The 20,613-nt window shown below is 70.9% G+C and carries 18 protein-coding genes, 1 rRNA gene and 1 riboswitch; of the genes, 4 read left to right on the forward strand and 15 right to left on the reverse strand.

The window, feature by feature from the left end; translation table 11 throughout:
- Window positions 1-179 precede the first annotated feature (179 nt).
- Complete coding sequence (locus ACIRSU_RS05470) at window positions 180-815, reverse strand: PadR family transcriptional regulator (protein WP_403789336.1); 636 nt, start codon at window positions 813-815, stop codon at window positions 180-182.
- 183 nt (window positions 816-998) lie between these two features.
- Between ACIRSU_RS05470 and ACIRSU_RS05475 the strand changes: the two genes are divergently transcribed.
- Window positions 999-1,808, forward strand: a complete 810-nt coding sequence (locus ACIRSU_RS05475) for a PhzF family phenazine biosynthesis protein (protein WP_403789337.1) — start codon at window positions 999-1,001, stop codon at window positions 1,806-1,808.
- A 63-nt stretch (window positions 1,809-1,871) separates the two neighbouring features.
- On the opposite strand, the gene ACIRSU_RS05480 is transcribed toward ACIRSU_RS05475, so the two are convergent.
- Both ACIRSU_RS05480 and ACIRSU_RS05485 read right to left on the reverse strand, forming a co-directional pair.
- Window positions 1,872-2,657: a CPBP family intramembrane glutamic endopeptidase gene (locus ACIRSU_RS05480; RefSeq protein ID WP_403789338.1), complete on the reverse strand. Its 786-nt coding sequence runs from the start codon at window positions 2,655-2,657 to the stop codon at window positions 1,872-1,874.
- Between the two features lie 62 nt (window positions 2,658-2,719).
- A complete protein-coding gene (locus tag ACIRSU_RS05485) occupies window positions 2,720-4,297 on the reverse strand; it encodes a glutamate--cysteine ligase (protein WP_403789339.1) in 1,578 nt (525 codons plus the stop codon).
- Between the two features lie 498 nt (window positions 4,298-4,795).
- Here ACIRSU_RS05485 and ACIRSU_RS05490 point away from each other — a divergent pair, with 498 nt between their 5' ends.
- Together ACIRSU_RS05490 and ACIRSU_RS05495 are read left to right on the forward strand one after the other, a co-directional pair.
- A complete protein-coding gene (locus ACIRSU_RS05490; protein ID WP_403789340.1) occupies window positions 4,796-5,395 on the forward strand; it encodes a hypothetical protein in 600 nt (199 codons plus the stop codon).
- A 313-nt stretch (window positions 5,396-5,708) separates the two neighbouring features.
- Window positions 5,709-5,915 (forward strand): DUF5999 family protein, encoded by a 207-nt coding sequence (locus ACIRSU_RS05495; protein WP_403789341.1) that lies wholly within the window; start codon window positions 5,709-5,711, stop codon window positions 5,913-5,915.
- Between the two features lie 183 nt (window positions 5,916-6,098).
- On the opposite strand, the gene gcvP is transcribed toward ACIRSU_RS05495, so the two are convergent.
- Window positions 6,099-8,984, reverse strand: coding sequence for an aminomethyl-transferring glycine dehydrogenase (gene gcvP, locus ACIRSU_RS05500; RefSeq protein ID WP_403789342.1), 2,886 nt, complete (start codon window positions 8,982-8,984; stop codon window positions 6,099-6,101).
- A gap of 186 nt (window positions 8,985-9,170) precedes the next feature.
- A riboswitch (glycine riboswitch) is annotated at window positions 9,171-9,269 on the reverse strand.
- Between the two features lie 114 nt (window positions 9,270-9,383).
- On the opposite strand from gcvP, the gene ACIRSU_RS05505 reads away from it, so the two are divergent.
- Window positions 9,384-9,758, forward strand: a complete 375-nt coding sequence (locus ACIRSU_RS05505; RefSeq protein WP_403789343.1) for a PRC-barrel domain-containing protein — start codon at window positions 9,384-9,386, stop codon at window positions 9,756-9,758.
- Between the two features lie 175 nt (window positions 9,759-9,933).
- On the opposite strand, the gene ACIRSU_RS05510 is transcribed toward ACIRSU_RS05505, so the two are convergent.
- From ACIRSU_RS05510 to rrf, 11 genes are all read right to left on the reverse strand, one after another.
- Window positions 9,934-11,319 carry a DNA polymerase IV gene (locus tag ACIRSU_RS05510; RefSeq protein WP_403789344.1) on the reverse strand — a complete coding sequence of 462 codons (1,386 nt, stop codon included), beginning with the start codon at window positions 11,317-11,319 and terminating at the stop codon, window positions 9,934-9,936.
- 102 nt (window positions 11,320-11,421) lie between these two features.
- Window positions 11,422-12,081, reverse strand: a complete 660-nt coding sequence (locus ACIRSU_RS05515) for a MerR family transcriptional regulator (protein ID WP_403789345.1) — start codon at window positions 12,079-12,081, stop codon at window positions 11,422-11,424.
- Between the two features lie 186 nt (window positions 12,082-12,267).
- Window positions 12,268-12,741 carry a bifunctional nuclease family protein gene (locus ACIRSU_RS05520; protein ID WP_403789346.1) on the reverse strand — a complete coding sequence of 158 codons (474 nt, stop codon included), beginning with the start codon at window positions 12,739-12,741 and terminating at the stop codon, window positions 12,268-12,270.
- Window positions 12,742-12,794: 53 nt separating this feature from the next.
- Complete coding sequence (locus ACIRSU_RS05525; RefSeq protein ID WP_403789347.1) at window positions 12,795-13,538, reverse strand: MerR family transcriptional regulator; 744 nt, start codon at window positions 13,536-13,538, stop codon at window positions 12,795-12,797.
- Window positions 13,539-13,566: 28 nt separating this feature from the next.
- Window positions 13,567-14,502, reverse strand: a complete 936-nt coding sequence (locus tag ACIRSU_RS05530; protein ID WP_403789407.1) for an FHA domain-containing protein — start codon at window positions 14,500-14,502, stop codon at window positions 13,567-13,569.
- 79 nt (window positions 14,503-14,581) lie between these two features.
- Complete coding sequence (locus ACIRSU_RS05535; protein WP_403789408.1) at window positions 14,582-15,466, reverse strand: DUF881 domain-containing protein; 885 nt, start codon at window positions 15,464-15,466, stop codon at window positions 14,582-14,584.
- A gap of 155 nt (window positions 15,467-15,621) precedes the next feature.
- Complete coding sequence (locus ACIRSU_RS05540) at window positions 15,622-15,954, reverse strand: small basic family protein (RefSeq protein ID WP_158985233.1); 333 nt, start codon at window positions 15,952-15,954, stop codon at window positions 15,622-15,624.
- On the reverse strand, window positions 15,951-16,880 hold the full coding sequence (locus tag ACIRSU_RS05545; protein WP_403789348.1) for a DUF881 domain-containing protein: 930 nt from the start codon (window positions 16,878-16,880) through the stop codon (window positions 15,951-15,953). The genes ACIRSU_RS05540 and ACIRSU_RS05545 overlap by 4 nt, the downstream gene beginning before the upstream one ends.
- Before the next feature lie 110 nt (window positions 16,881-16,990).
- A complete protein-coding gene (locus tag ACIRSU_RS05550; protein ID WP_403789349.1) occupies window positions 16,991-19,486 on the reverse strand; it encodes a sugar phosphate nucleotidyltransferase in 2,496 nt (831 codons plus the stop codon).
- 128 nt (window positions 19,487-19,614) lie between these two features.
- On the reverse strand, window positions 19,615-20,223 hold the full coding sequence (locus ACIRSU_RS05555; protein ID WP_403789350.1) for a CDP-alcohol phosphatidyltransferase family protein: 609 nt from the start codon (window positions 20,221-20,223) through the stop codon (window positions 19,615-19,617).
- Window positions 20,224-20,361: 138 nt separating this feature from the next.
- A 5S ribosomal RNA gene (gene rrf / locus ACIRSU_RS05560) occupies window positions 20,362-20,478 on the reverse strand.
- Window positions 20,479-20,613: the final 135 nt, after the last annotated feature.

The raw sequence follows: 20,613 nt of genomic DNA on the forward strand, positions 1-20,613 counted from the left end.
GGGGGGGTCGGGTTTAGGGGCCCTGGGGGGGGGGGGGGGGGGGGGGCGGGGGGCCCCGCGCCCACCCCGTTGGGGGGCCCCGGGGGGGGGGGGCGCCGCGGCGCCCCTCTTCCACTGCCCGACCGATCAGGGCCCGATCCGTACCAGATCAGCCCCCGATCAGCTCGATCAGTGCTCGATCAGTGCTCGTCGGCCAGGATCAGGTACAGCTTCTTCCGGGCCTCGTTGATGACCTCGACGGCCTTCTGCCGCTGCTCGGCGCTGCCGGTCTTCCAGACCTGCCCGAACGCCTCCATCAGACCGAAGCCGGCCTGCCGGATCTCGTTCACGGCCTCCCAGTCGACGCCACGGCCGGCCTCCTCCCACGGGGCCTCCGGTCCCGACTCGGCCTCCTCACGGCCGGCGTCGGTGAGGGTGAACAGCTTCTTGCCGCCCTCGCTCTCGCTGGCGATGAGCCCCTCGTCCTCCAGCATCTGGAGGGTCGGGTAGACCGAACCCGGGCTGGGCTTCCACGCCCCGCCACTGCGCTCGACGATCTCCTGGATCATCTCGTAGCCGTGCATCGGGCGGTCCTTGAGCAGCGCCAGGATCGAGGCGCGCACATCGCCGCGCCGCGCCCTGCCGCGCCCGCCGGGGCCACCCCGGCCCCGGCCGCCGAAACCGCCGCCGCCCCAGGGGCCACCGCCCCACGGGCCGGGCCCGAAGCCGCCGAAGGCCGCGCGCCGCCCCTCGAAGTCACCGCGAGGGCCGGGCCCGCAGTACCCACGACCGGGTCCGCCGTGTCCGTGCATGTGCTCGTGTCCATGTGTACGCATCGCAACGCTCCTTCCATCGGGATTCATCGTTGAACTGTCGCGATGCCTCAACGATATATCGGAACAGTTCGTTTGCCAACACCCGGCCGGCACCCGACCGGCTCCGGAACGGGCGCGCGATCGGTCCAGCTGGATCGAATTGGCCTTGGCCCGCGCTTTTCCGCGTCCGGTACGTTCCGGGCCATGCGGATTCGAATCGTCGACGCCTTCACCGACCAGCCCTTCTCCGGCAACCCGGCCGGAGTCCTGCTCCTCGACTCCTTCCCGGAGGACGCCTGGCTCCAGCGGGTGGCCGCCGAGGTCAACCTCTCCGAGACCGCCTTCGCCCACCCGCTGCCGCCGGGCGGCGAGGCGGACTGGGCGCTGCGCTGGTTCACCCCGGCCACCGAGGTCGACATGTGCGGCCACGCCACCCTGGCCACCGCGCACGTCCTGCACACCACCGGCACCGCGACCGGCACCGTCCGCTTCGCGGCCCGCTGCGGGATCCTGCTCGCCACGGCCGAGACGGACGGCACGATCACGCTCGACTTCCCGACCTCGTCGCTGACGCCCGTGGCCGCTCCGGAGGGCCTGGCCGCGGCGCTCGGCGCCGAGCCCGTCGCCGTGCACGACACCGCCGCCCACATCGGCGACCTGGTCGTCGAGCTGGCGGACGAGGCGACCGTGCGCGGTCTCACCCCGGACTTCGCGGCCCTGCGCACCCTCTCGGAGCGCGGCATCATCGCCACGGCCGTCGCGGACGACCCTGAGGGCGGCTACCAGTTCGTCTCGCGCGGCTTCTTCCCGGCGGTCGGCATCGACGAGGACCCGGTCACCGGCAGCGCCCACACCGCCCTCGCCCCCTACTGGTCGCGCCGCTTCGGCCGCGACGACCTCACCGGCTTCCAGGGCGGCGCCCGCACGGGCCTCGTCCGCACCCGGCTGCGCGGCGAGCGCACGCTCCTGAACGGCCACGCGGTCACGGTCGTCGACGGCGAACTGCACGCCTGACCCGGACACGCGAGAAGGGGCGTACGGCCGATGCCGTACGCCCCTTCTCCCGTTCGTGCCCGCTCAGACCGTGGGCAGCCAGCCCACCTTCCCCGCGAGCAGCCCGTAGCCGACGAAGGCCACGATGTCGAGCAGCGCGTGCGCGACCACCAGCGGCCCCACCCGGCCCCAGCGCCGGTACAGCCAGACGAAGACCACACCCATGACCATGTTGCCGACGAAACCGCCGATGCCCTGGTAGAGGTGGTACGAGCCGCGCAGCACCGAACTCGCGGCGAGCGAGGCCCGTGGGCTCCAGCCCAACTGGTCGAGCCTGCGCAGCAGATAGCCCACGACGATCACCTCCTCCAGGACGGAGTTCTGGATCGCCGAGAGGATGAGGACCGGGTACTTCCACCACACGTCCGGCAGCGACTCCGGCACCACCGTGAGGTTGAACCCGGCCGCCCGCGCCACCAGGTAGAAGGCGAGCCCGGCGCTGCCGATGCCGGCCGCCACCAGCGCCCCGCGCCCGAGGTCCGGCCACGGCCGGGTGCGGTCGAAGCCGATGACCTTGAGCCCCCGCCCGCTCTCGCGCAGCAGCAGATGGGCGACGAGGGCGACCGGCACCAGGGCGGTGGCGATGCCGAAGAGCTGCCAGGCGAGGTCGAGCCAGGGCCGCCCGGGCGCGTACGAGCCGTTGAGCGTGGCCGCCTGGTGCTTCAGGGCACCCGGCTTGGTCAGCGCGCCGATGAAGCTGATGAGCGCGGACACCCCGCTCGCGCCGAGCGACAGCGCGAGCACGAGCAGGGTCTCGTCGCGCAGCACGCGGCGCGGCAGGCCGTCGGGAGGCAGGGAAGCGTCCACCACTCGTTGCTCCGACACCACACCTGTCTCCCATTCCCCTCGCGTACCGGGTACGGGAACCCTACCTACCGTGCCTGTGTGCCGCCCTCGGTCCCCACCGCCCCGCGCCCGGCCGGCTCGACGCCCACCGGCTCCATACCCACCGGCCCGATGCCCGCCGGCCAGGTGTGCACCGGCTCACCGGTCAGCATCAGCTCCCGGTAGCGCCGGGTGGTCGCTGCGAGCGCGGCCGGCCGGTCGAGTCCGGAGTCCAGGTACCGGTGGAAGGTGCCGGCCTGCCAGGAGGCGCCGTTCACCCGGCGCCGGCAGCGCTCCTCGATCACGCCCAGGTAGAAGTCCCGGTCGCGCGGCTCGATGTGCCAGGCGTCGAGCCCGGCCGCGGCCAGCGGCAGCAGTTCGTCGAGCACCAGCCGTACCGCCGGCACGGTCGCCATGCCGCCGGAGCGGCCGGAACGGGGCCAGCGCAGTTCGGCCTCGATGCCGTGGCGGCACGCGGTGTCGAAGTTGTGCTCGGCGTCCGCGAAGCTCATCCGCTTCCAGATGGGCCGGGACTCGTCGGCGAGCGTGCGCACCAGGCCGTAGTAGAAGGCGGCGTTGGCGACGACGTCGGTGACGGTCGGCCCGGCCGGCAGGACCCGGTTCTCCACCCGGAGGTGCGGGACGCCGTCGACCCAGCCGTACACCGGCCGGTTCCAGCGGTAGACCGTACCGTTGTGCAGCACGAGTTCGGCGAGCTTCGGCACTCCGCCCTCGTCGAGCACGCGCAGCGGGTCCTCGTCGTCGCAGATCGGCAGCAGGGCCGGGAAGTAACGCAGGTTCTCCTCGAAGAGGTCGTACACCGAGTCCACCCAGCGCTCCCCGAACCAGGTGCGCGGCCGCACGCCCTGGGCCTGGAGCTCCGGCGGCCGGGTGTCGGTGGCCTGGGTGAACAGCGGCGGCCGGGACTCGCGCCACAGCTCGTGGCCGAAGACGAAGGGCGCGTTGGCGCCGACGGCTATCTGCACGCCCGCGACGGCCTGCGCCGCGTTCCACACGGAGGCGAAGCGCGGCGGGGTGACCTGGAGGTGCAGCTGCACCGACGTACAGGCCGCCTCGGGCGTGATCGACGCCGGGGTGCACCGCAGGTGCTCGATCCCCTGTATGTCGAGGATGAGGTCCTCGCCACGGATGGCGAGGATCGTGTCGTTGAGGAGCGTGTAGCGGTCGGCGGCCGAGAGGTTGGCGGCGACGGCGTCGTCCTCTGTGAGCGTCGGCAGGATGCCGACCATCACGACTCCCGCCCCGGCCTCCCGGGCCTTCCGGTCGGCGTATCCGAGTCCGGTGCGGAGCTCCTCCGCGAGCCGGTCGAATACATGGCCGTCGAGCCTGTGCGGGGCGATGTTGACTTCCAGGTTGAACATGCCGAGTTCGGTCTGGAAATCGGGGCTGGCGATGCGGTCGAGCACGGGCGCGTTGAGCATCCTGGGCAGGCCGTCCTCGCCCGCCAGATTCAGTTCGATCTCCAGGCCGATGAGATTGCGGGGGCGGTCGAACCGTTTCTCCGCGAGCAGCCGCGCGAGCGCGGCGAGACATTGCTGGAGCTTTCTGCGGTAGCGCTGCCGGTCGGACGGGCCGAACATCTCGGCCACGACCTTCTCACCCATCGAAGCGTCCCTCCCCGAGCGGGCAGCCGCCACGACGGCCGCGAGCGTCTCGGAGCATGATGCCCAGCCGACTGATCGACAACGCCTGCGGGGACAAGGTGTGAACGGATAGTCTGGAGTGGTTTTCACCGGAGGCAGTCCCCGACGGCATCGGGCAATGGTCATATACCAAAGTCATATTGTCCGGTGAAGTCGAACAGGAGACCGTCGAGATTCGGCCGACCCGCTCGGACGGAAGAAGTGCTGGCAGAAGTTCCGCCGGACGCATGCATTCCATCCAATCACCGTGGGAATACGACTGAATGACGCCTTGTCAGGAATATCGGTGGCGCCTAGCGGAAACACTGCGTGAACACGTGTCGTATAAACTCCGCGCACGAGTCAGAGTGTTGGCGCACGGCCATGCACCCATGGCCCCCCTCTCTGGCCCCGTCGCTGACAGCGCTGTCGTACCTGCCCACGCTGCACCCGTGTCTCCTGAGTGAGAGGCGACCCACCATGCTCCGACCCTCCCCGGCCCCCGCGCCGGCCCTCCGCAGTGTCCTCGCGGCCCTCGGCTCGCCCTCCGCGGTCCGCGAACCGCGCACCCCGGCCCTGCGGGCCGCACAGGGGCCACTGAGTCCCGAACTGCCACTGCCCGTGCACGTGCTCGGCGTGCCGGACATCGCGGAGCCGGCCGGACCGCCGTCGCACACCCGGCTGGCCGGCTGGCGCTTCCTGATCCGCAACGGGGAACGGGCGATCGCCGCCGCGGACACCGTGCTCACCCCGGACGGCTGGACCTTCTCCCACTTCTTCGAGGGCCCTTACGTCGCGGCGACCGAGCGGGCCCTGATGCAGGCCGAGGCGCTCGGCACCCCGTACCAGCCGCGACTGCTGTCCGTACCGGGGCTCTACATGCTGACGCTGTGGCTGCACACCGACACCGAGGCCGACGGCGCCACCACCGTCCCCGCCCCGGCCGACCTCCTGGTGCCGCTTTCCCCCGCACCCCCCGGGATCGCCGCCAACCGCCCTCACCGGGTGACCGACCTGCTGCCCGTGATCGGAATGCGGCTCACCCCGCCGCCGCTGCTCGGCTCGGCCGCCACGGCCTGAACCCGCGACCGGTCCGTCCGGACGCGCCCCGGAGCCGTACCGACGACTCCGGGGCGCACTGCTGTCCGAGCCCCTGCCCGTTCGGACTAGCCCGCTCGGGCCACCCCGAACCCCCCGAAGTAATGGTGCAGTTGGCGTGAACCGCCCCTGCGGGTGATGCGTCCTCAACGAAGAGGACGAGCTGCCGCGAAATACCTGCGGAACGTCGTCCGTGCGGCAAGACTGGGCACCGGAACCGAACCGACCGACGGGGGCGGCCATGACCGTGAAGAGCCGCAGGACATCCACCACGACGCAGCGAAAGAATCCACCCATGTGCCAGCACCAGCCTGCCTGTCCCACCGCCGACTCCGCCGACCGGGAGGCCGCCCGCCCTGTGGCGCACCACCCGGAGCAGGGCTGGAGCCTGCTGTGCAACGGCGTCCTGCTCTTCGAGGACACCGGTGAGCTGCTGCCGGACGGGCAGATCGTCGCGCCGCACCGCCCGCTGACGGCGGCCGGCGTGACGACGGCGGCCTGACGGCCGTCGGCCCCGCACCGTACGAGGGAGCACGAGGGAAAAGCCGAGGGCCGGCCCGGAGAAGATCTCCGAACCGGCCCTCTTGTCATGCGCCGTGGGGCGTCACGCGCCGTGCGACGTCAGGCGCCGTGGGGCGTCACACGTCTCGGGTCGTACGCGCCTCGGGTCGTGCGCGCCGGGGGCTCAGCCCTCGTACTCGTCCAGCGGCGGGCAGGAGCAGACCAGGTTGCGGTCGCCGAAGGCACCGTCGATGCGGCGGACCGGCGGCCAGTACTTGTCCGCCTTCGAGACGCCGGCCGGGAAGACGGCCTCCTCGCGGGTGTACGGGTGGTTCCACTCGCCGCCCAGCGCCGCCGCGGTGTGCGGGGCGTTGTGCAGCGGGTTGTCCTCGGCCGGCCACTCGCCGGAGCCGACCTTCTCGATCTCGGCACGGATCGCGATCATCGTGTCGCAGAAGCGGTCGAGCTCGTACAGGTCCTCGGACTCGGTGGGCTCGATCATCAGCGTGCCGGCCACCGGGAACGACATGGTCGGGGCGTGGAAGCCGTAGTCGATCAGGCGCTTGGCGATGTCGTCGACGGTGACGCCGGTCGCCTTGGACAGCGGGCGCAGGTCGACGATGCACTCGTGGGCGACCAGACCGGCCGGGCCGGTGTAGAGCACCGGGTAGTGCGGCTCCAGGCGCTTGGCGATGTAGTTCGCCGCGAGGACGGCGACCTGGGTGGCGCGCTTGAGGCCCTCGCCGCCCATCAGGCGCACGTACGACCAGGAGATCGGCAGGATGCCGGCGGAGCCCCACGGGGCGGCCGAGATCGGGCCGACACCGGTCTCCGGGCCCGCGGTGGGCTGGAGCGGGTGGTTCGGCAGGTACGGGGCGAGGTGCGCGCGCACCGCGACCGGGCCGACGCCCGGGCCGCCGCCGCCGTGCGGGATGCAGAAGGTCTTGTGCAGGTTGAGGTGCGAGACGTCGCCGCCGAAGTGGCCCGGCTTGGCGAGGCCGACCAGGGCGTTGAGGTTGGCGCCGTCGACGTACACCTGGCCGCCGGCCTCGTGGACCAGGCCGCAGATGTCGGCGACGTGCTCCTCGAACACACCGTGCGTGGACGGGTAGGTGATCATCAGCACGGCGAGCTCGTCGCGGTACTGCTCGATCTTGGCGCGCAGGTCGTCGACGTCGACCTCGCCGTCGTCGGCGGTCTTCACGACGACGACCTTCATGCCGGCCATCACGGCGGAGGCGGCGTTGGTGCCGTGCGCGGAGGACGGGATGAGGCAGACCGTGCGCTGCGTGTCGCCGTTGGCGCGGTGGTAGGCGCGGACGGCCAGCAGACCGGCCAGCTCGCCCTGCGAGCCGGCGTTCGGCTGGATCGACACCTTGTCGTAGCCGGTGACCTCGGCGAGGCGCTCCTCCAGCTCGGTGATGAGCGTGGCGTAGCCCTGCGCCTGGTCGATCGGGGCGAAGGGGTGGATCTGCCCGAACTCGGGCCAGGTCACCGGCTCCATCTCGGTGGTCGCGTTCAGCTTCATGGTGCAGGAGCCGAGCGGGATCATGCCGCGGTCGAGCGCGTAGTCGCGGTCGGCGAGCTTGCGCAGGTAGCGCAGCATCGCGGTCTCGGAGCGGTGCGCGTGGAAGACCGGGTGGGTCAGGTACGCGTCGGAGCGCAGCGCGTCGGCCGGCAGCGCGTCCTCGGTGACCGCGTCCAGGGCCTCGATGTCGGCGTCGACGCCGAAGGCGGCCCACACCGCGGCCAGGTTGGCGCGCGTGGTGGTCTCGTCACAGGAGATCGAGACGGTGTCGGCGTCGGCGCGGTACAGGTTGACGCCGGCCTCGCGGGCGGCGGCGACGACCTGGTCGGCCTTGCCCGGGACGCGGGCGGTGACGGTGTCGAAGAAGGCGCCCTGGGTGAGCTCGACGCCACCGGCCCGCAGACCGGCGGCGAGGATCGCGGCGTAGCGGTGGGTGCGCTGCGCGATGCCCTTGAGGCCGTCGGGGCCGTGGTAGACGGCGTACATGCCGGCCATGACGGCGAGCAGCACCTGCGCGGTGCAGATGTTGCTGGTGGCCTTCTCGCGGCGGATGTGCTGCTCGCGGGTCTGCAGGGCCAGGCGGTACGCCTTGTTGCCGTCGGCGTCGACGGAGACGCCGACCAGGCGGCCGGGCAGCGAGCGGGCGTGCTTGTCCTGGACGGCCATGAAGCCGGCGTGCGGGCCGCCGAAGCCGAGCGGGACGCCGAAGCGCTGGGTCGTGCCGACGGCGATGTCGGCGCCGAGGGAGCCCGGCGAGGCGAGCACGGTGAGCGCGAGCAGGTCGGCGGCGACGGTGACGATCGCGCCGAGCTCGTGGGCCTGGTCGATGACCGGCTTGATGTCGCGGATGGCACCGGAGGCGCCCGGGTACTGGAGGAGCACACCGAAGACACCGCGCTCGGCGACCTCGGCCGGGATGCCGGCGGACAGGTCGGCGACGACGACCTCGACGCCGGTGGGCTCGGCGCGGGTCTCGATGACGGCGATGGTCTGCGGCAGGGCGTCGGCGTCGATCAGGTAGACCCCGCCCTTGACCTTGCCGACACGCCGGGAGAGCGCCATGGCCTCGGCGGCCGCGGTGCCCTCGTCGAGCAGCGAGGCGCCGGAGGTGGGCAGACCGGTGAGGTCGGCGACCATGGTCTGGAAGTTGAGCAGCGCCTCCAGACGGCCCTGCGAGATCTCCGGCTGGTACGGCGTGTAGGCCGTGTACCAGGCGGGGTTCTCCATCACGTTCCGCAGGATCACCGGCGGGGTGAAGGTGCCGTAGTAGCCGAGGCCGATCATCGGGGCGAGGACCTGGTTGCGGTCCGCGAGGGCGCGCAGCTCGGCCAGGACCTCGGCCTCGGTGCGGGCGGCCGGCAGCGCGAGCGCCTCGGCGTTCTTGATGACGTCCGGCACGGCGGCGGCCGTGAGCTCGTCCAGAGAGCCGTAACCGACCTGGGCGAGCATCTTGGCCCGCGCCTCGGCGTCGGGTCCGATGTGCCGCTGCTCGAAGGGAATGCCCTGCTCGAGCTCGGAAAGCGGAATGCGGTTGGCGGTCATGCTGCGGGGGCCTCCTGGTCGTCACGACCTGCGAGGGGCACCACGGCGCGGGTGCCCGGACGGCCTCCCCCTCTGTCATCAAAACCTGAGAGCTTCACCGGCCTGCCACGCGGAGCGGGGCGAGCCGGCTTTCACCGTCGGTGAGAGCGGATGCCGTCCGACGCCCGCACTGCTTTCCAGAGTGACCTCGTCCGCGCGGTACGGGGGCCTGAGAGATTCCGGGGAGGATTTGCTCCTTCGGCGCCTCCGAAAGGATTCTCCGGAGGACTCTCCCGCGCGGGGTCGACAGCCACAGCCAGCCTACCAGCGCGGATCCTTCTCCCTTCGCTCAAGTGGCCGACATCCCAGATGTGCACTTTCGTAGTGCTTGTAGAGGATTTGCGACCAGTTGGAGGGACCGTGCAGACCGACATCGATCCGCGCAGCCTGATCGGCCGCAAGGCGTTCGACCGCAACGGACACAAGATCGGCACCGTGGACGAGGTGTACCTGGACGACGCGACCGGAATCCCCGAATGGGCCGCCGTCCGCACCGGCCTCTTCAGCCGCGACGCCTTCGTCCCCCTGGAGCCGAGCGAACTCGCCCCCGACGGCCTCCACGTCCCCTACGAGCGCTCCCTCATCAAGGACGCCCCCGACTTCGGAGTGGGCCGCCACCTCTCCCCGGCGCAGGAACTCCAGCTCTACCGCCACTACAGCATGACCCTGCCCCCACCCCCGGGACCCGACGAGGACAGAAACTTCGGCAGGGTGGCGGGGCAGGAGGAGGCGTAGGGCGGAGCAAGCCGGGCTTGCTCGCGGCGCCGCGGCCGGCGACGGCGCGTGCGGCCCGCGGGAGGGCCCGCACCTCTGTGCACTCGGTTGTACGGGTGGTGTGTACGGGTGGTGCGGGTGGGCACCCCAGCCCGTACGGAGGCCGGGCGCACCCCGTACGGCCCTCACCCACGGGCTACGCCACCGCCCCGCCCTCCACCAGCGGCAACGGATCCGACGCCGCCAGCTCCGGGTCGTCCACCGCGAACGTCCGCACCCGCCCCGGCGCCGACCCCGGCTCCTCGAAGCGGACGGTGACCCGCCCGACCCCGCTGCCCTGCACCCATCCCGCCCCGTACACGGCGTGCCGCACGTCGTGCCCGGGGGACCACCGCCGCTCGGCGGTCTCGGTGGCGGTCGGCGGCGCGGCCGGCATCTCGGCGGCCGCCTCCCCCGCCGCCCCCGCCTCGGGCTCCGGCACTCCGTCCGTCTGCCCCGCCTGCTCCGCCTGCTCCGCCTGCGCGAACAGATCCTCCTGCGTGTAGTCCGCGAGCCCGCTCACCCCGACTCCCAGCAACCGCACCCCACCCGTCGTGTCGACCACGTCCAGCAGCCGCGTCGCCGCCTCCCGCACCACCACCGGGTCGTCCGTCGGCCCCCGCAGCGTCTCGGACCGGGTCAGCGTCGAGAAGTCGTACCGCCGCACCTTGAGCACGATCGTCCGTCCCGAGTGCCCGGAGCCCCGCAGCCGCGCCACGCACCGCTCCGCGAGCCGTTCCACCTCCAGCCGGATCCGCAGCCGGTCGTGCAGGTCCACGTCGAAGGTGTCCTCGACGGACACCGACTTGGCGTCCCGCTCGGCCACCACGGGCCGCTCGTCGTGCCCGAGGGCCATTCGGTAGAGCCCGGCCCCGTGCGCCCGTCCCAGGAGCCGTACGAGCTCGTCCTCGCCCGCCTCGACGATCTCGGCCACCGTGGTGATCCCGGCCCGCCGCAGGTGCTCGCCCGTGGCCGGCCCCACGCCCGGGATGATCCGCACCGAGCGCGGCCCGAGCAGCTCCCGCTCCGTGCCGGGCTCTATCAGCACCAGCCCGTCGGGCTTGGCCTCCTCGGAGGCGATCTTCGCGAGCATCTTCGTACCGGCGAGCCCGACCGATCCGGTGAGGCCGGTCGTCGCCAGGATGTCCCGCCGCAGCCGCTCCCCCACCGCCCGCGCGCTCGCGCTGTCGTCGGCGACGCCACCGGCCTCCAGGTCGACGAAGGCCTCGTCCAGGCTGAGCGGCTCAACGAGCGGCGAGAGCCGCCCGAGCAGCTCCATGACCTGCCCGCTGATCGCCCGGTAGAAGCCGAAGCGCGGCACCAGGTACGCCGCGTTCGGCGCGAGCCGCCGCGCCTGCCCCATGGGCATCGCCGAGTGCACGCCGAAGCGCCGTGCCTCGTACGACGCGGTGGCGACCACCCCGCGTGGCCCGAGCCCGCCCACGACCACGGGCTTTCCGCGCAGGCTCGGCTTCGACGCCTGCTCGGCGGCGGCGAAGAAGGCATCCATGTCGAGATGCAGGATGGTGGGAGCGGCTCTCACGGTTCCGATGCTGCCCTACGCCACTGACAATCGGCCCGTACGCCCGTACGAGCCCGCCCCCGAGGCCGGCCGGCCTCGCCCCGAAAGCGGTCCGGACCGCGCTCAGACGGCCCTGTCCCGGCGCCGGCGCGCCAGCTCGTCCGCCGGGTTGTGTCCGATCAGCGTCTCACCGGTGTCGACGCGCTCGCCGTGCAGCTGCGAGAGCGCCGCCTCGACGTCCCGCCACACCACGCCCACGGCGATACCGAAGACGCCCTGCCCGCCCTGGAGCAGGGACACGACCTCGTCGGGCGAAGAGCACTCGTAGACGGTCGCGCCGTCGCTCATCAGCGTCATCCGCTCCAGGTCGCGGAAACCGCGGGCCCGCAGGTGCTGCACCGCCGCCCGGATGTTCTGGAGGGAGACCCCGGTGTCCAGGAAACGCTTGACGATCTTGAGGACGACGACGTCGCGGAAGCTGTAGAGGCGCTGCGTCCCGGAGCCGTACGCGGGCCGCACGCTCGGCTCGACGAGCCCGGTGCGCGCCCAGTAGTCCAGTTGGCGGTAGGTGATGCCGGCCGCCGCGCACGCGGTGGGTCCGCGGTAGCCGACGGCGTCCGAGCCGACCGACGTACCCGCGCCCGCGCCCGTACCGGAGTGACCGGAGATATCGGAGTTACCGGAGTTACCGGAGTCGCCCACACTGCCGTGAAGCGGATACGGGCCCGCCTCCCCGGGCGCACGCCCCAGGAAGCCCCCTGCCGTACCGTCGCCGCTGCTCATCACGCCGACCCTCCGTCCTTGACCTGCCCACACGAAGGTAGGCAGTCACTCGGGGTGCGTCAACGATCGCCACACTCGGCACGCCGAGTGATAATCACCCTGAGAGTGGTTTCCCGTGCCCCACTCCGGGGAAAGGCTACTCGAATGCTCCTGGGGCGCTCGGCGCCCCAGCCCCGTCGGCCCCGCCTACTGGCTGCCGGTCCCGAAGTCCTCCGGCGAGATCTGGTCGAGGAACTCGCGGAACTTCTCCACCTCGTCCTCCTGCTCGTCCGGAATCGCGATCCCCGCGTCGTCGAGCACCCCGTCACTGCCGAAGATCGGCGTGCCGGTGCGCAGCGCGAGCGCTATCGCGTCGGAGGGGCGGGCGCTGACCTCGACGCCGCTGGCGAAGACCAGCTCGGCGTAGAAGACCCCGTCCCGCAGGTCCGTGATGCGGACTTCGGTGAGCTCCTGCCCCAGCGCCTCCAGCACGTCCTTGAAGAGGTCGTGCGTCAGCGGCCTGGCCGGGGCCATGCCCTGCTGGGCGAAGGCGATCGCGGTCGCCTCCCCCGGTCCGATCCAGATGGGGAGGTACCGGTCGCCTCCCACTTCGCGCAGGAGCACGATCGGCTGGTTGGAGGGCATTTCCACCCGGACACCCACAACGTCGAGCTCGTTCACACAGCAACCCTAGGACGTGCCCGACCGGTTTGGGTAGTCGGGCCGTCTCCCGCTCACTGCAGACGGACCCCGAGGGCGGTCTGGACCAGTGCCGCGTGCAGCCGCACGGAGAGCCCGGCGAGCTCCTTGGCGGTGGCCTCGGCATGGGCCCTGGTCTGGGGGTTACGGTGCCGGCGCAGCGGCGCGACCATCTGTTCGACCAGTCCGGCCTCGCGGTCGGCGGCGGCCTTGACGGCCCGCAGGTGACGGGGTTCCAGACCGAATCTCCCCAGATCCGCCACGAGTCTGGCGACGGTGACGGCCTCGGCGTCGTAGCCACCGCCCGCCACCTGGGTGATCAGCCCGTACGACTCCCACTCGGCGAGCTCGGCCTCGGTGATCTCCGCGGCGGCGAGCAGCTCGGCGCGGCCGACGCGGGCCGCCGTGGGCCGGTCACCGTCCGCCTCCCGGGCCCCGTCGAGGAGATCCCGCTGCGGGCCGGGCGCGGGCAGCTTGACCTGCTCACCGCGCTCGAGCGCGTCCAGGTGCTCGCGGATCACCTTCAGCGGGAGGTAGTGGTCCCGCTGCATCCGCAGGATCCGGGCGAGCCGCTCCACGTCCCGCGGGCTGAACTTCCGGTACCCGGAGGCCGTGCGCTGGGGCTCGACGAGCCCCTCGGCCTCCAGGAACCGGATCTTGGAGATGGTCACTTCGGGAAACTCGTCACGCAGCCGGCTCAGCACCGTGCCGATGCTGACCAGCCCTTCGCCCGCGGCGGCGGTGCCGAGGCCGGCACCGCCCGTCGCTGTACGCACCATGGACCTTCCCTGAAGGTTCTCCGGGGCGTCACACGCCCCGCTGGCTCGCGAAGAACACGAGCCGGTACTTGCCGATCTGCACCTCGTCACCATTGGAGAGCACGACCGAGTCGATCGGCTCGCGGTTGACGTAGGTGCCGTTGAGGCTGCCGACGTCCGACACCGTGAAGGTGCCGTCCGGCTGGCGCCGGAACTCGACGTGGCGGCGGGAGACCGTCACGTCGTCGAGGAAGATGTCGCTCTGCGGGTGGCGGCCGGCCGTGGTCAGCTCGCTGTCCAGCAGGAAGCGGCTGCCCGAGTTCGGACCGCGGCGGACGATGAGCAGCGCCGAACCGGACGGCAGCGCCTCGACGGCCGCCAGGGCCTCGGGCGACAGCGCCGGAATCTGGCCGGTGACCTCGGCGTCGTACGCCTCGAGCCCCGAGATGGAGATCGTCGAGGTCGTCTCGGAGGCACGCTCCGGAGCCACCCCGCCCCGCAGCGGCGTTCCGCAGTGGGAGCAGAAACGGCTGTCCGCCGTGTTGCGGTGACCGCACCTCGTGCACACCGGCATGGACGCGTCCTCCTGCCGCGGCTGCCCCGCGGAGGTCTGGGTCGCGTACGGGTCGGGGGTGAACCCTCCACCCGCACCTGAGGTTGATGCTTCCCCGAAACCTATGCGCGCGGCACCGGCAGGGTCAACAGACGACGCGCCCGGTGTGCCCGGAATGTCGCCACCCTGGCCACCGACCTCGTCGCGGAAGAGCGGGCGCTCCGCGCCCTGTTCCTCGCTCTGGGCGTTCCGCGGCGCGCGATGCCTGGCGTTGCCGCCGTCCTCGCGTCCGCTCTTGCCGAACAACTTCGCAAACAACTTCACGGGCGATTCCCCTTGACCGAAACAGACCCGCCCGTGGGGCAGGACGAACCCTGACTGAACACACCTGCCGACCCGGACATCTTCACAACGTCCGTAGCCACTCGACAGTTTCCACCACGCACCACCCTTGTGGTGCGGCGACCCCCCGCAAGGTCATGCCCTTGCCGTGCGACCGTCATCACACCTCTCACTGCGAGGACGACCGAGCGTAGTCAGGCCGCTTCGCGGGCCGCAAGGCGTCGACGACGATCTTCCCGGAACGCTCCACCGTGACCGTGGCCTGCTCCTTCTCCAGTGTCTGAACGATGCCGCCGGGGATGTTGAGCGCGGGCTCGAGATCCTCCGGCTTGCCGATGACCTTGAAGACGTACGGAGCGGCCACCTGCGTTCCATCGATCTTCATGTCGCGTCCGCTGCCCGAGAAGTAGCTGTCGGCGACCACGCGCACGTCGTTGACCTGGATCGCCTCGGCGCCGGCGGCGCGCAGCTCCTGGATGGCGTCCAGCAGCATGTCCGACTCGACGGCGCCGGAGGAGTCCGTGATCGTCATCGTGATCCCCGGGCCCTCGGCGGCGACCGTACCGGCCAGGATGCCGAGCTGCCGCTCCTTCTCCTGGGTCTGCTTGCGCGCCTCCTCGGCCTGGTCCGAGCTGGACTCCAGCTCGGAGCGCTGCTTCTCCAGGCGGGTCTTCTCGTCCTCCAGGCGCTGCGTGCGGTCGTCGAGCTCGTCGAGGATGCGCACCAGGTCCTCCTGGCGGGCGCCGCGCAGCGCGCTGTTGTCGCTGGTCGACCGCACCTGGATGGCCAGGCCGAGGCCGAGCACGAACAGCAGCAGCGCGACGACGAGTTGGGCCCGGCTCACCCGCGGCGGCCACAGCGCGGCGGCCAGCCGCTGCCGCCCGCTGACACCGGCCTCGGCCTGCGACTGGGGCTGAGGCTGGGCCTGCGGCTGGGGCTGAGGCTGCGGGCTCTGAGGCTGAGGCTGAGGCTGGCGCTGCGGTGCCGGAGGCTGCAGCGGCGGCTGGGGCTCGGACTTCGGCGGCTGGGCCTTGGGCAGCTGAGGCCGGGGCATCGGCTGCCGGGGCTGCTCGGCCGCACCCTCGTCCGGCCTGTTGCCGTTGTTGCCTTCGGCACCGCTGACGTCGCTGGTGCCGTCGTGGCCGTTGCTGCCGTCGACACCACCGATGTCGTTGTTGCCGTTGTTGTCGTTCTGCTCGCTCATCGGCCTCACGCCCGGAACACATGCCGCCGGATGGCGGCCGCGTTGGAGAAGATCCGGATGCCGAGCACGACGACCACACCGGTCGACAACTGCGCGCCCACTCCCAGCTTGTCGCCGAGGAAGACGATCAGCGCCGCCACGACCACGTTCGACAGGAACGACACCACGAAGACCTTGTCGACGAAGATCCCGTCGAGCATGGCGCGCAGGCCGCCGAAGACCGCGTCGAGGGCGGCGACCACGGCGATCGGAAGATAGGGCTCGACCACCGCCGGAACCTCGGGCCGGACGAACAGTCCGACCACGACTCCCACGATCAGGCCCAGTACGGCGATCAAGATGTGCCCTTCCCTGTGTCGGCCGTGGCCCGCCCGGTGGCCTTCGCCGCCCCGGCTCCCCTCGGCACTGCTGTACGTACGATCAGACTCGGCGCGGCCGGCAGACGCACGTCGCCCTCCGCCGAGATGCTGGTACGGATCCCGAAGTTCTCCTGCAGCGCGTGCAGATACTGCCCGTCGGCGCTGTCCTGGAACGCGGTGCTCAGCCGCTGCCCGTCGCCGACGGCGAGGACCGTGTACGGCGGCACCAGTGGCTTGTTGTCGACCAGTATGGCGTCGCCCGCGGCCCGGATCGCCGACAGCGCGGTCAGCCGCTGCCCGTTGATCGAGACCGCCTCGGCGCCCGACTCCCACAGCCCGTTGACGACCCGCTGCATGTCCCGGTCGCGCACCCGCCCCGTGTCCGAGAAGCCGCTGCTCTCCCGCGGGCCGCCACCGCCCGTGTCACTGCCCTTGGCGTCGTCCACGACCAGCTTCACGCCCGGCCCGTGCACCGGAGTCGCGCCCGAGAGCAGCGCCACCAGCTCCGCCTGGTCGCCGCCGTGCTGTTCGAGCGCCTTGCGCTGGCGCTCACCGACCTCGGTCCGCAGCCCTTCGACGTCCTGTTCGAGACGGTCCGCCGCCGAGGTCTCCGAGTCGATCCGGTTGATCAGATCCTGCCGCTCCTTGGCGACCACCGGCGCGGACACCCGCGCCTCGGCGGCGCCGAGGGTCACCACGGCCGCAGCGAGCACCAGGCCGGCCGCCAGACCGAGCTTCGCCCGTACGGTACGGGGCAGGCCGCCGCCCTCCGCCGCGCGCCGCGCCGACGCCTCGGCGTAGCCGTCGTCCACGGCGTGGTCGATCACGTTGTTCAGCAGCGACATGGACGCGTCCGGGCGCGGAGGTGGCGATCCTGTGCTCCGAACGGGGGGCTGCTGCGACATGCCGCACATCGTCGCACGTCGCACGCCCTACCGCCGAATGGCCCCACCGACGGGCCGGGCGGCACCCAGGGGTACCGCCCGGCCCACTGGCCTCGTCAGGGCCGTCTACGTCAGTGACCTGCGCTGTCCACCACGCCCGCCCACTCGTCGAGCAGCGCCTGGGCCGAGGCGTCGTCGGGCCCCTCGGCCCACAGATGGGTGACGGCCTCCGCCGGGTCCGGCAGCACCATCACCCACCGTCCGTCGGCCTCCACCACCCGCACGCCGTCGGTGGTGTCGACGGACCGGTCGCCGGCCGCCTCCACCACCCGGCGCATCACGAGCCCCTTCACCGCCCACGGCGTGGCGATGTCCCGCTTCAGCACATGGGCCCGCGGGATCCGCGCGTCGATCTGGCTCAGCGTGAGCTGGGTCCGCGCGACCAGACCGATCAGCCGCACGAAGGCCGCCGCCCCGTCGAAGACGCTGCTGAACTCGGGCACGATGAACCCGCCGCGCCCGTCGCCGCCGAAGATCGTCGACTCCTCCCGGCCGACCCTGGTCAGGTCGTCGGGCGAGGTCGTCGTCCACTCCACCTGCGTGCCGTGGTACGCCGCGACCTGCTCGGCGATCCGCGTGGTGGTCACCGGCAGCGCGACCCGCCCGGATCGCCGCTCGGCCGCGACCAGGTCGAGCAGCACCAGCAGCGCCCGGTCGTCCTCGATGATCCGGCCCCGCTCGTCGACCAGGGAAAGCCGCTCACCGACCGGGTCGAACCGCACGCCGAACGCGGCCCGCGCCGACGCGACGATCTCCCCGAGCCGGACGAGCCCGGCCCGCCGGCTCTCCGCGGTCTCGGTGGGCCGCGACTCGTCGAGCCCCGGGTTGATCGTCAGCGAATCCACCTGCAGCCGTCCGAGCAGGCTGGGCAGTACGAGCCCGGCGCTGCCGTTGGACGCGTCCACGACAACCTTCAGACCGGCCTCCGCGATCCCGGAGGTGTCCACGTTCCGCAGCAGCGAGCCGGTGTACGAGTCGAAGACGCTGGCCGGGAAGGACAGGTCGCCGATCTCGCCCGGGAACGCCCGTCGGTACTCCTGACGTGCGAAGACCCGGTCCAGCTTGCGCTGCCCGGCCTGCGACAGGTCCGCGCCCCGTTCGTCGAAGAACATGATGTCGACGGAGTCCGGCACGCCGGGCGAGGTCCGCACCATGATCCCGCCGGCACTGCCCCGCGCCGTCTGCTGCCGGGCCACCGGCAGCGGCACGTTCTCCAGGTCGCGTACGTCGATGGCGCTGGCCTGCAGCGCCGAGATCACCGCCCGCTTCAGCGCCCGCGCACCCCGGGAGTGGTCACGGGCGGTCGTGACGGTCGCGCCCTTCTTCAGCGTGGTGGCGTAGGCACCGGCCAGCCGCACGGCCAGCTCGGGCGTGATCTCCACGTTGAGGATGCCGGACACGCCCCGTGCCCCGAAGAGGTGGGCCTGCCCGCGGGACTCCCAGATGACGGACGTGTTGACGAAGGCGCCGGCCTCGATCGTCTTGAACGGGTAGACCCGCACATTGCCCTGCACGATCGATTCTTCACCGATCAGGCACTCGTCGCCGATGACGGCCCCGTCCTCGATCCGGGCCGCCCGCATCACATCGGTGTTCTTGCCGATGACGCAGCCGCGCAGATTGCTCTGCTGCCCGATGTAGACGTTGTCGTGCACGACGGCCTTGTGCAGGAAGGCGCCGCTCTTCACGACCACGTTGGATCCGACGACGGTGTGCTCGCGGATCTCCGCCCCGGCCTCCACCTTGGCGTAGTCGCCGATGTAGAGCGGCCCGCGCAGTACGGCGTCGGGATGGACCTCGGCTCCTTCGGCGACCCAGACGCCCGGGGAGATCTCGAAGCCGTCGATGTCGACCTGGACCTTGCCTTCCAGGACGTCGGCCTGAGCCTTCACATAGCTCTCGTGGGTGCCCACGTCCTCCCAGTAGCCCTCGGCGACATAGCCGTAGATCGGCTTGCCGTCCTTCATCAACCGCGGAAAGACATCACCTGACCAGTCGACCGGAACGTCCGCCTCGACATAGTCGAAGACCTCGGGCTCCATCACGTAGATGCCCGTGTTCACCGTGTCCGAGAAGACCTGCCCCCAGGTCGGCTTCTCCAGGAATCGTTCGACCTTTCCTTCCTCGTCGACGATCGTGATGCCGAACTCCAGCGGATTGGGCACCCGGGTCAGACAGACCGTGACGAGGGCGCCCTTCTGCTTGTGGAAGGCGATCAGATCGGTGAGGTCGAAGTCGGTGAGCGCGTCCCCCGAAATGACGAGAAAGGCGTCGTCCTTCAACGCCTCCTCGGCATTCTTCACACTCCCCGCGGTGCCGAGCGGCTTCTCCTCGTTCGCATAGGTGAGCTCCATTCCGAGCTCTTCCCCGTCTCCGAAGTAATTCCGGACGAGAGAGGCGAGGAACTGCACGGTGACGACGGTCTCGTTGAGACCGTGCCTCTTGAGCAGTCGCAGGACATGCTCCATGATCGGCCGGTTCACCACCGGCAGGAGAGGCTTGGGCATGCTCGAGGTCATGGGGCGAAGGCGGGTGCCTTCACCACCGGCCATCACGACGGCCTTCATGTCGGAAGCGTCCTCCTTGAAGAGACGACGGTCCTGCCGACTTCACCTGTCCACTCAATGGCCCTTCAATGGCCCTCGGGGCGTCCTCGATCCCGCCGGCGTCGTTGCTCGGCACGGGACGGACGGGCTCAATCGGCCGCGGTATCCGCCTTCACGAGTCGACGGACCTGGACCACGTAGAGGATCCCTGCCCACCAATAGAGAGTTGTACCCCATCCTGCGAAGGCCCACCCGAAAACTTCGGCGAGTGACGCCAGCCACCCGTTTCCGTCACTGAGCAGCAGCAGCGGGAAGGCGTACATCAAGTTGAAAGTGGCAGCTTTCCCGAGGAAGTTCACCTGCGGCGGCGGATAGCCGTGCCGGCGGAGGATTCCCACGGCGACAAGGAGCATCAGCTCACGGGCCAAAAGGGTGAGGGTCAGCCAGAGCGGAAGGATCTCCCGCCAGGTGAGCCCGACCAGCGTGGAAAGGATGTAGAGCCGGTCCGCGGCCGGATCGAGCAGCCGGCCGAGGCTGCTGATCTGGTTCCAGCGCCGGGCGAGCTTCCCGTCCAGATAGTCGCTGACCCCGCTGAACGCGAGGACGAGCAACGCCCAGCCGTCACTGTTGGGTCCCCCGAACACGGGTCGGAGGATCAGCCACAGGAAGAGCGGCACGCCGACGAGGCGAGCCATGCTGAGGATGTTGGGGATGGTGAGGACCCGGTCCGTCTGAACGCGAGTCTCCTGGACCTCCACCCGGGGGCCTCCTGTGGGAAATGAGCCAACGATGCCCCATGACCTTACCCTCAGCCACCAGGGCGAGGTGAACAGGGGTCACGGTACGCAAAAACGACTCAACCCCCGGACGGAGTCCGGGGGTTGAGTTCAAAAGGAGTTCGGCGGCGTCCTACTCTCCCACAGGGTCCCCCCTGCAGTACCATCGGCGCTGAAAGGCTTAGCTTCCGGGTTCGGAATGTAACCGGGCGTTTCCCTAACGCTATGACCACCGAAACACTATGAAGTTGAACTCAACCGGCAAGGGAGTTCGTTACTTCAGAACTAACACAGTGGACGCGAGCAACTGAGGACAAGCCCTCGGCCTATTAGTACCGGTCAGCTCCACCCATTACTGGGCTTCCACATCCG

This window comes from Streptomyces sp. NPDC101160, assembly GCF_044768205.1.
Classification (GTDB): domain Bacteria; phylum Actinomycetota; class Actinomycetes; order Streptomycetales; family Streptomycetaceae; genus Streptomyces.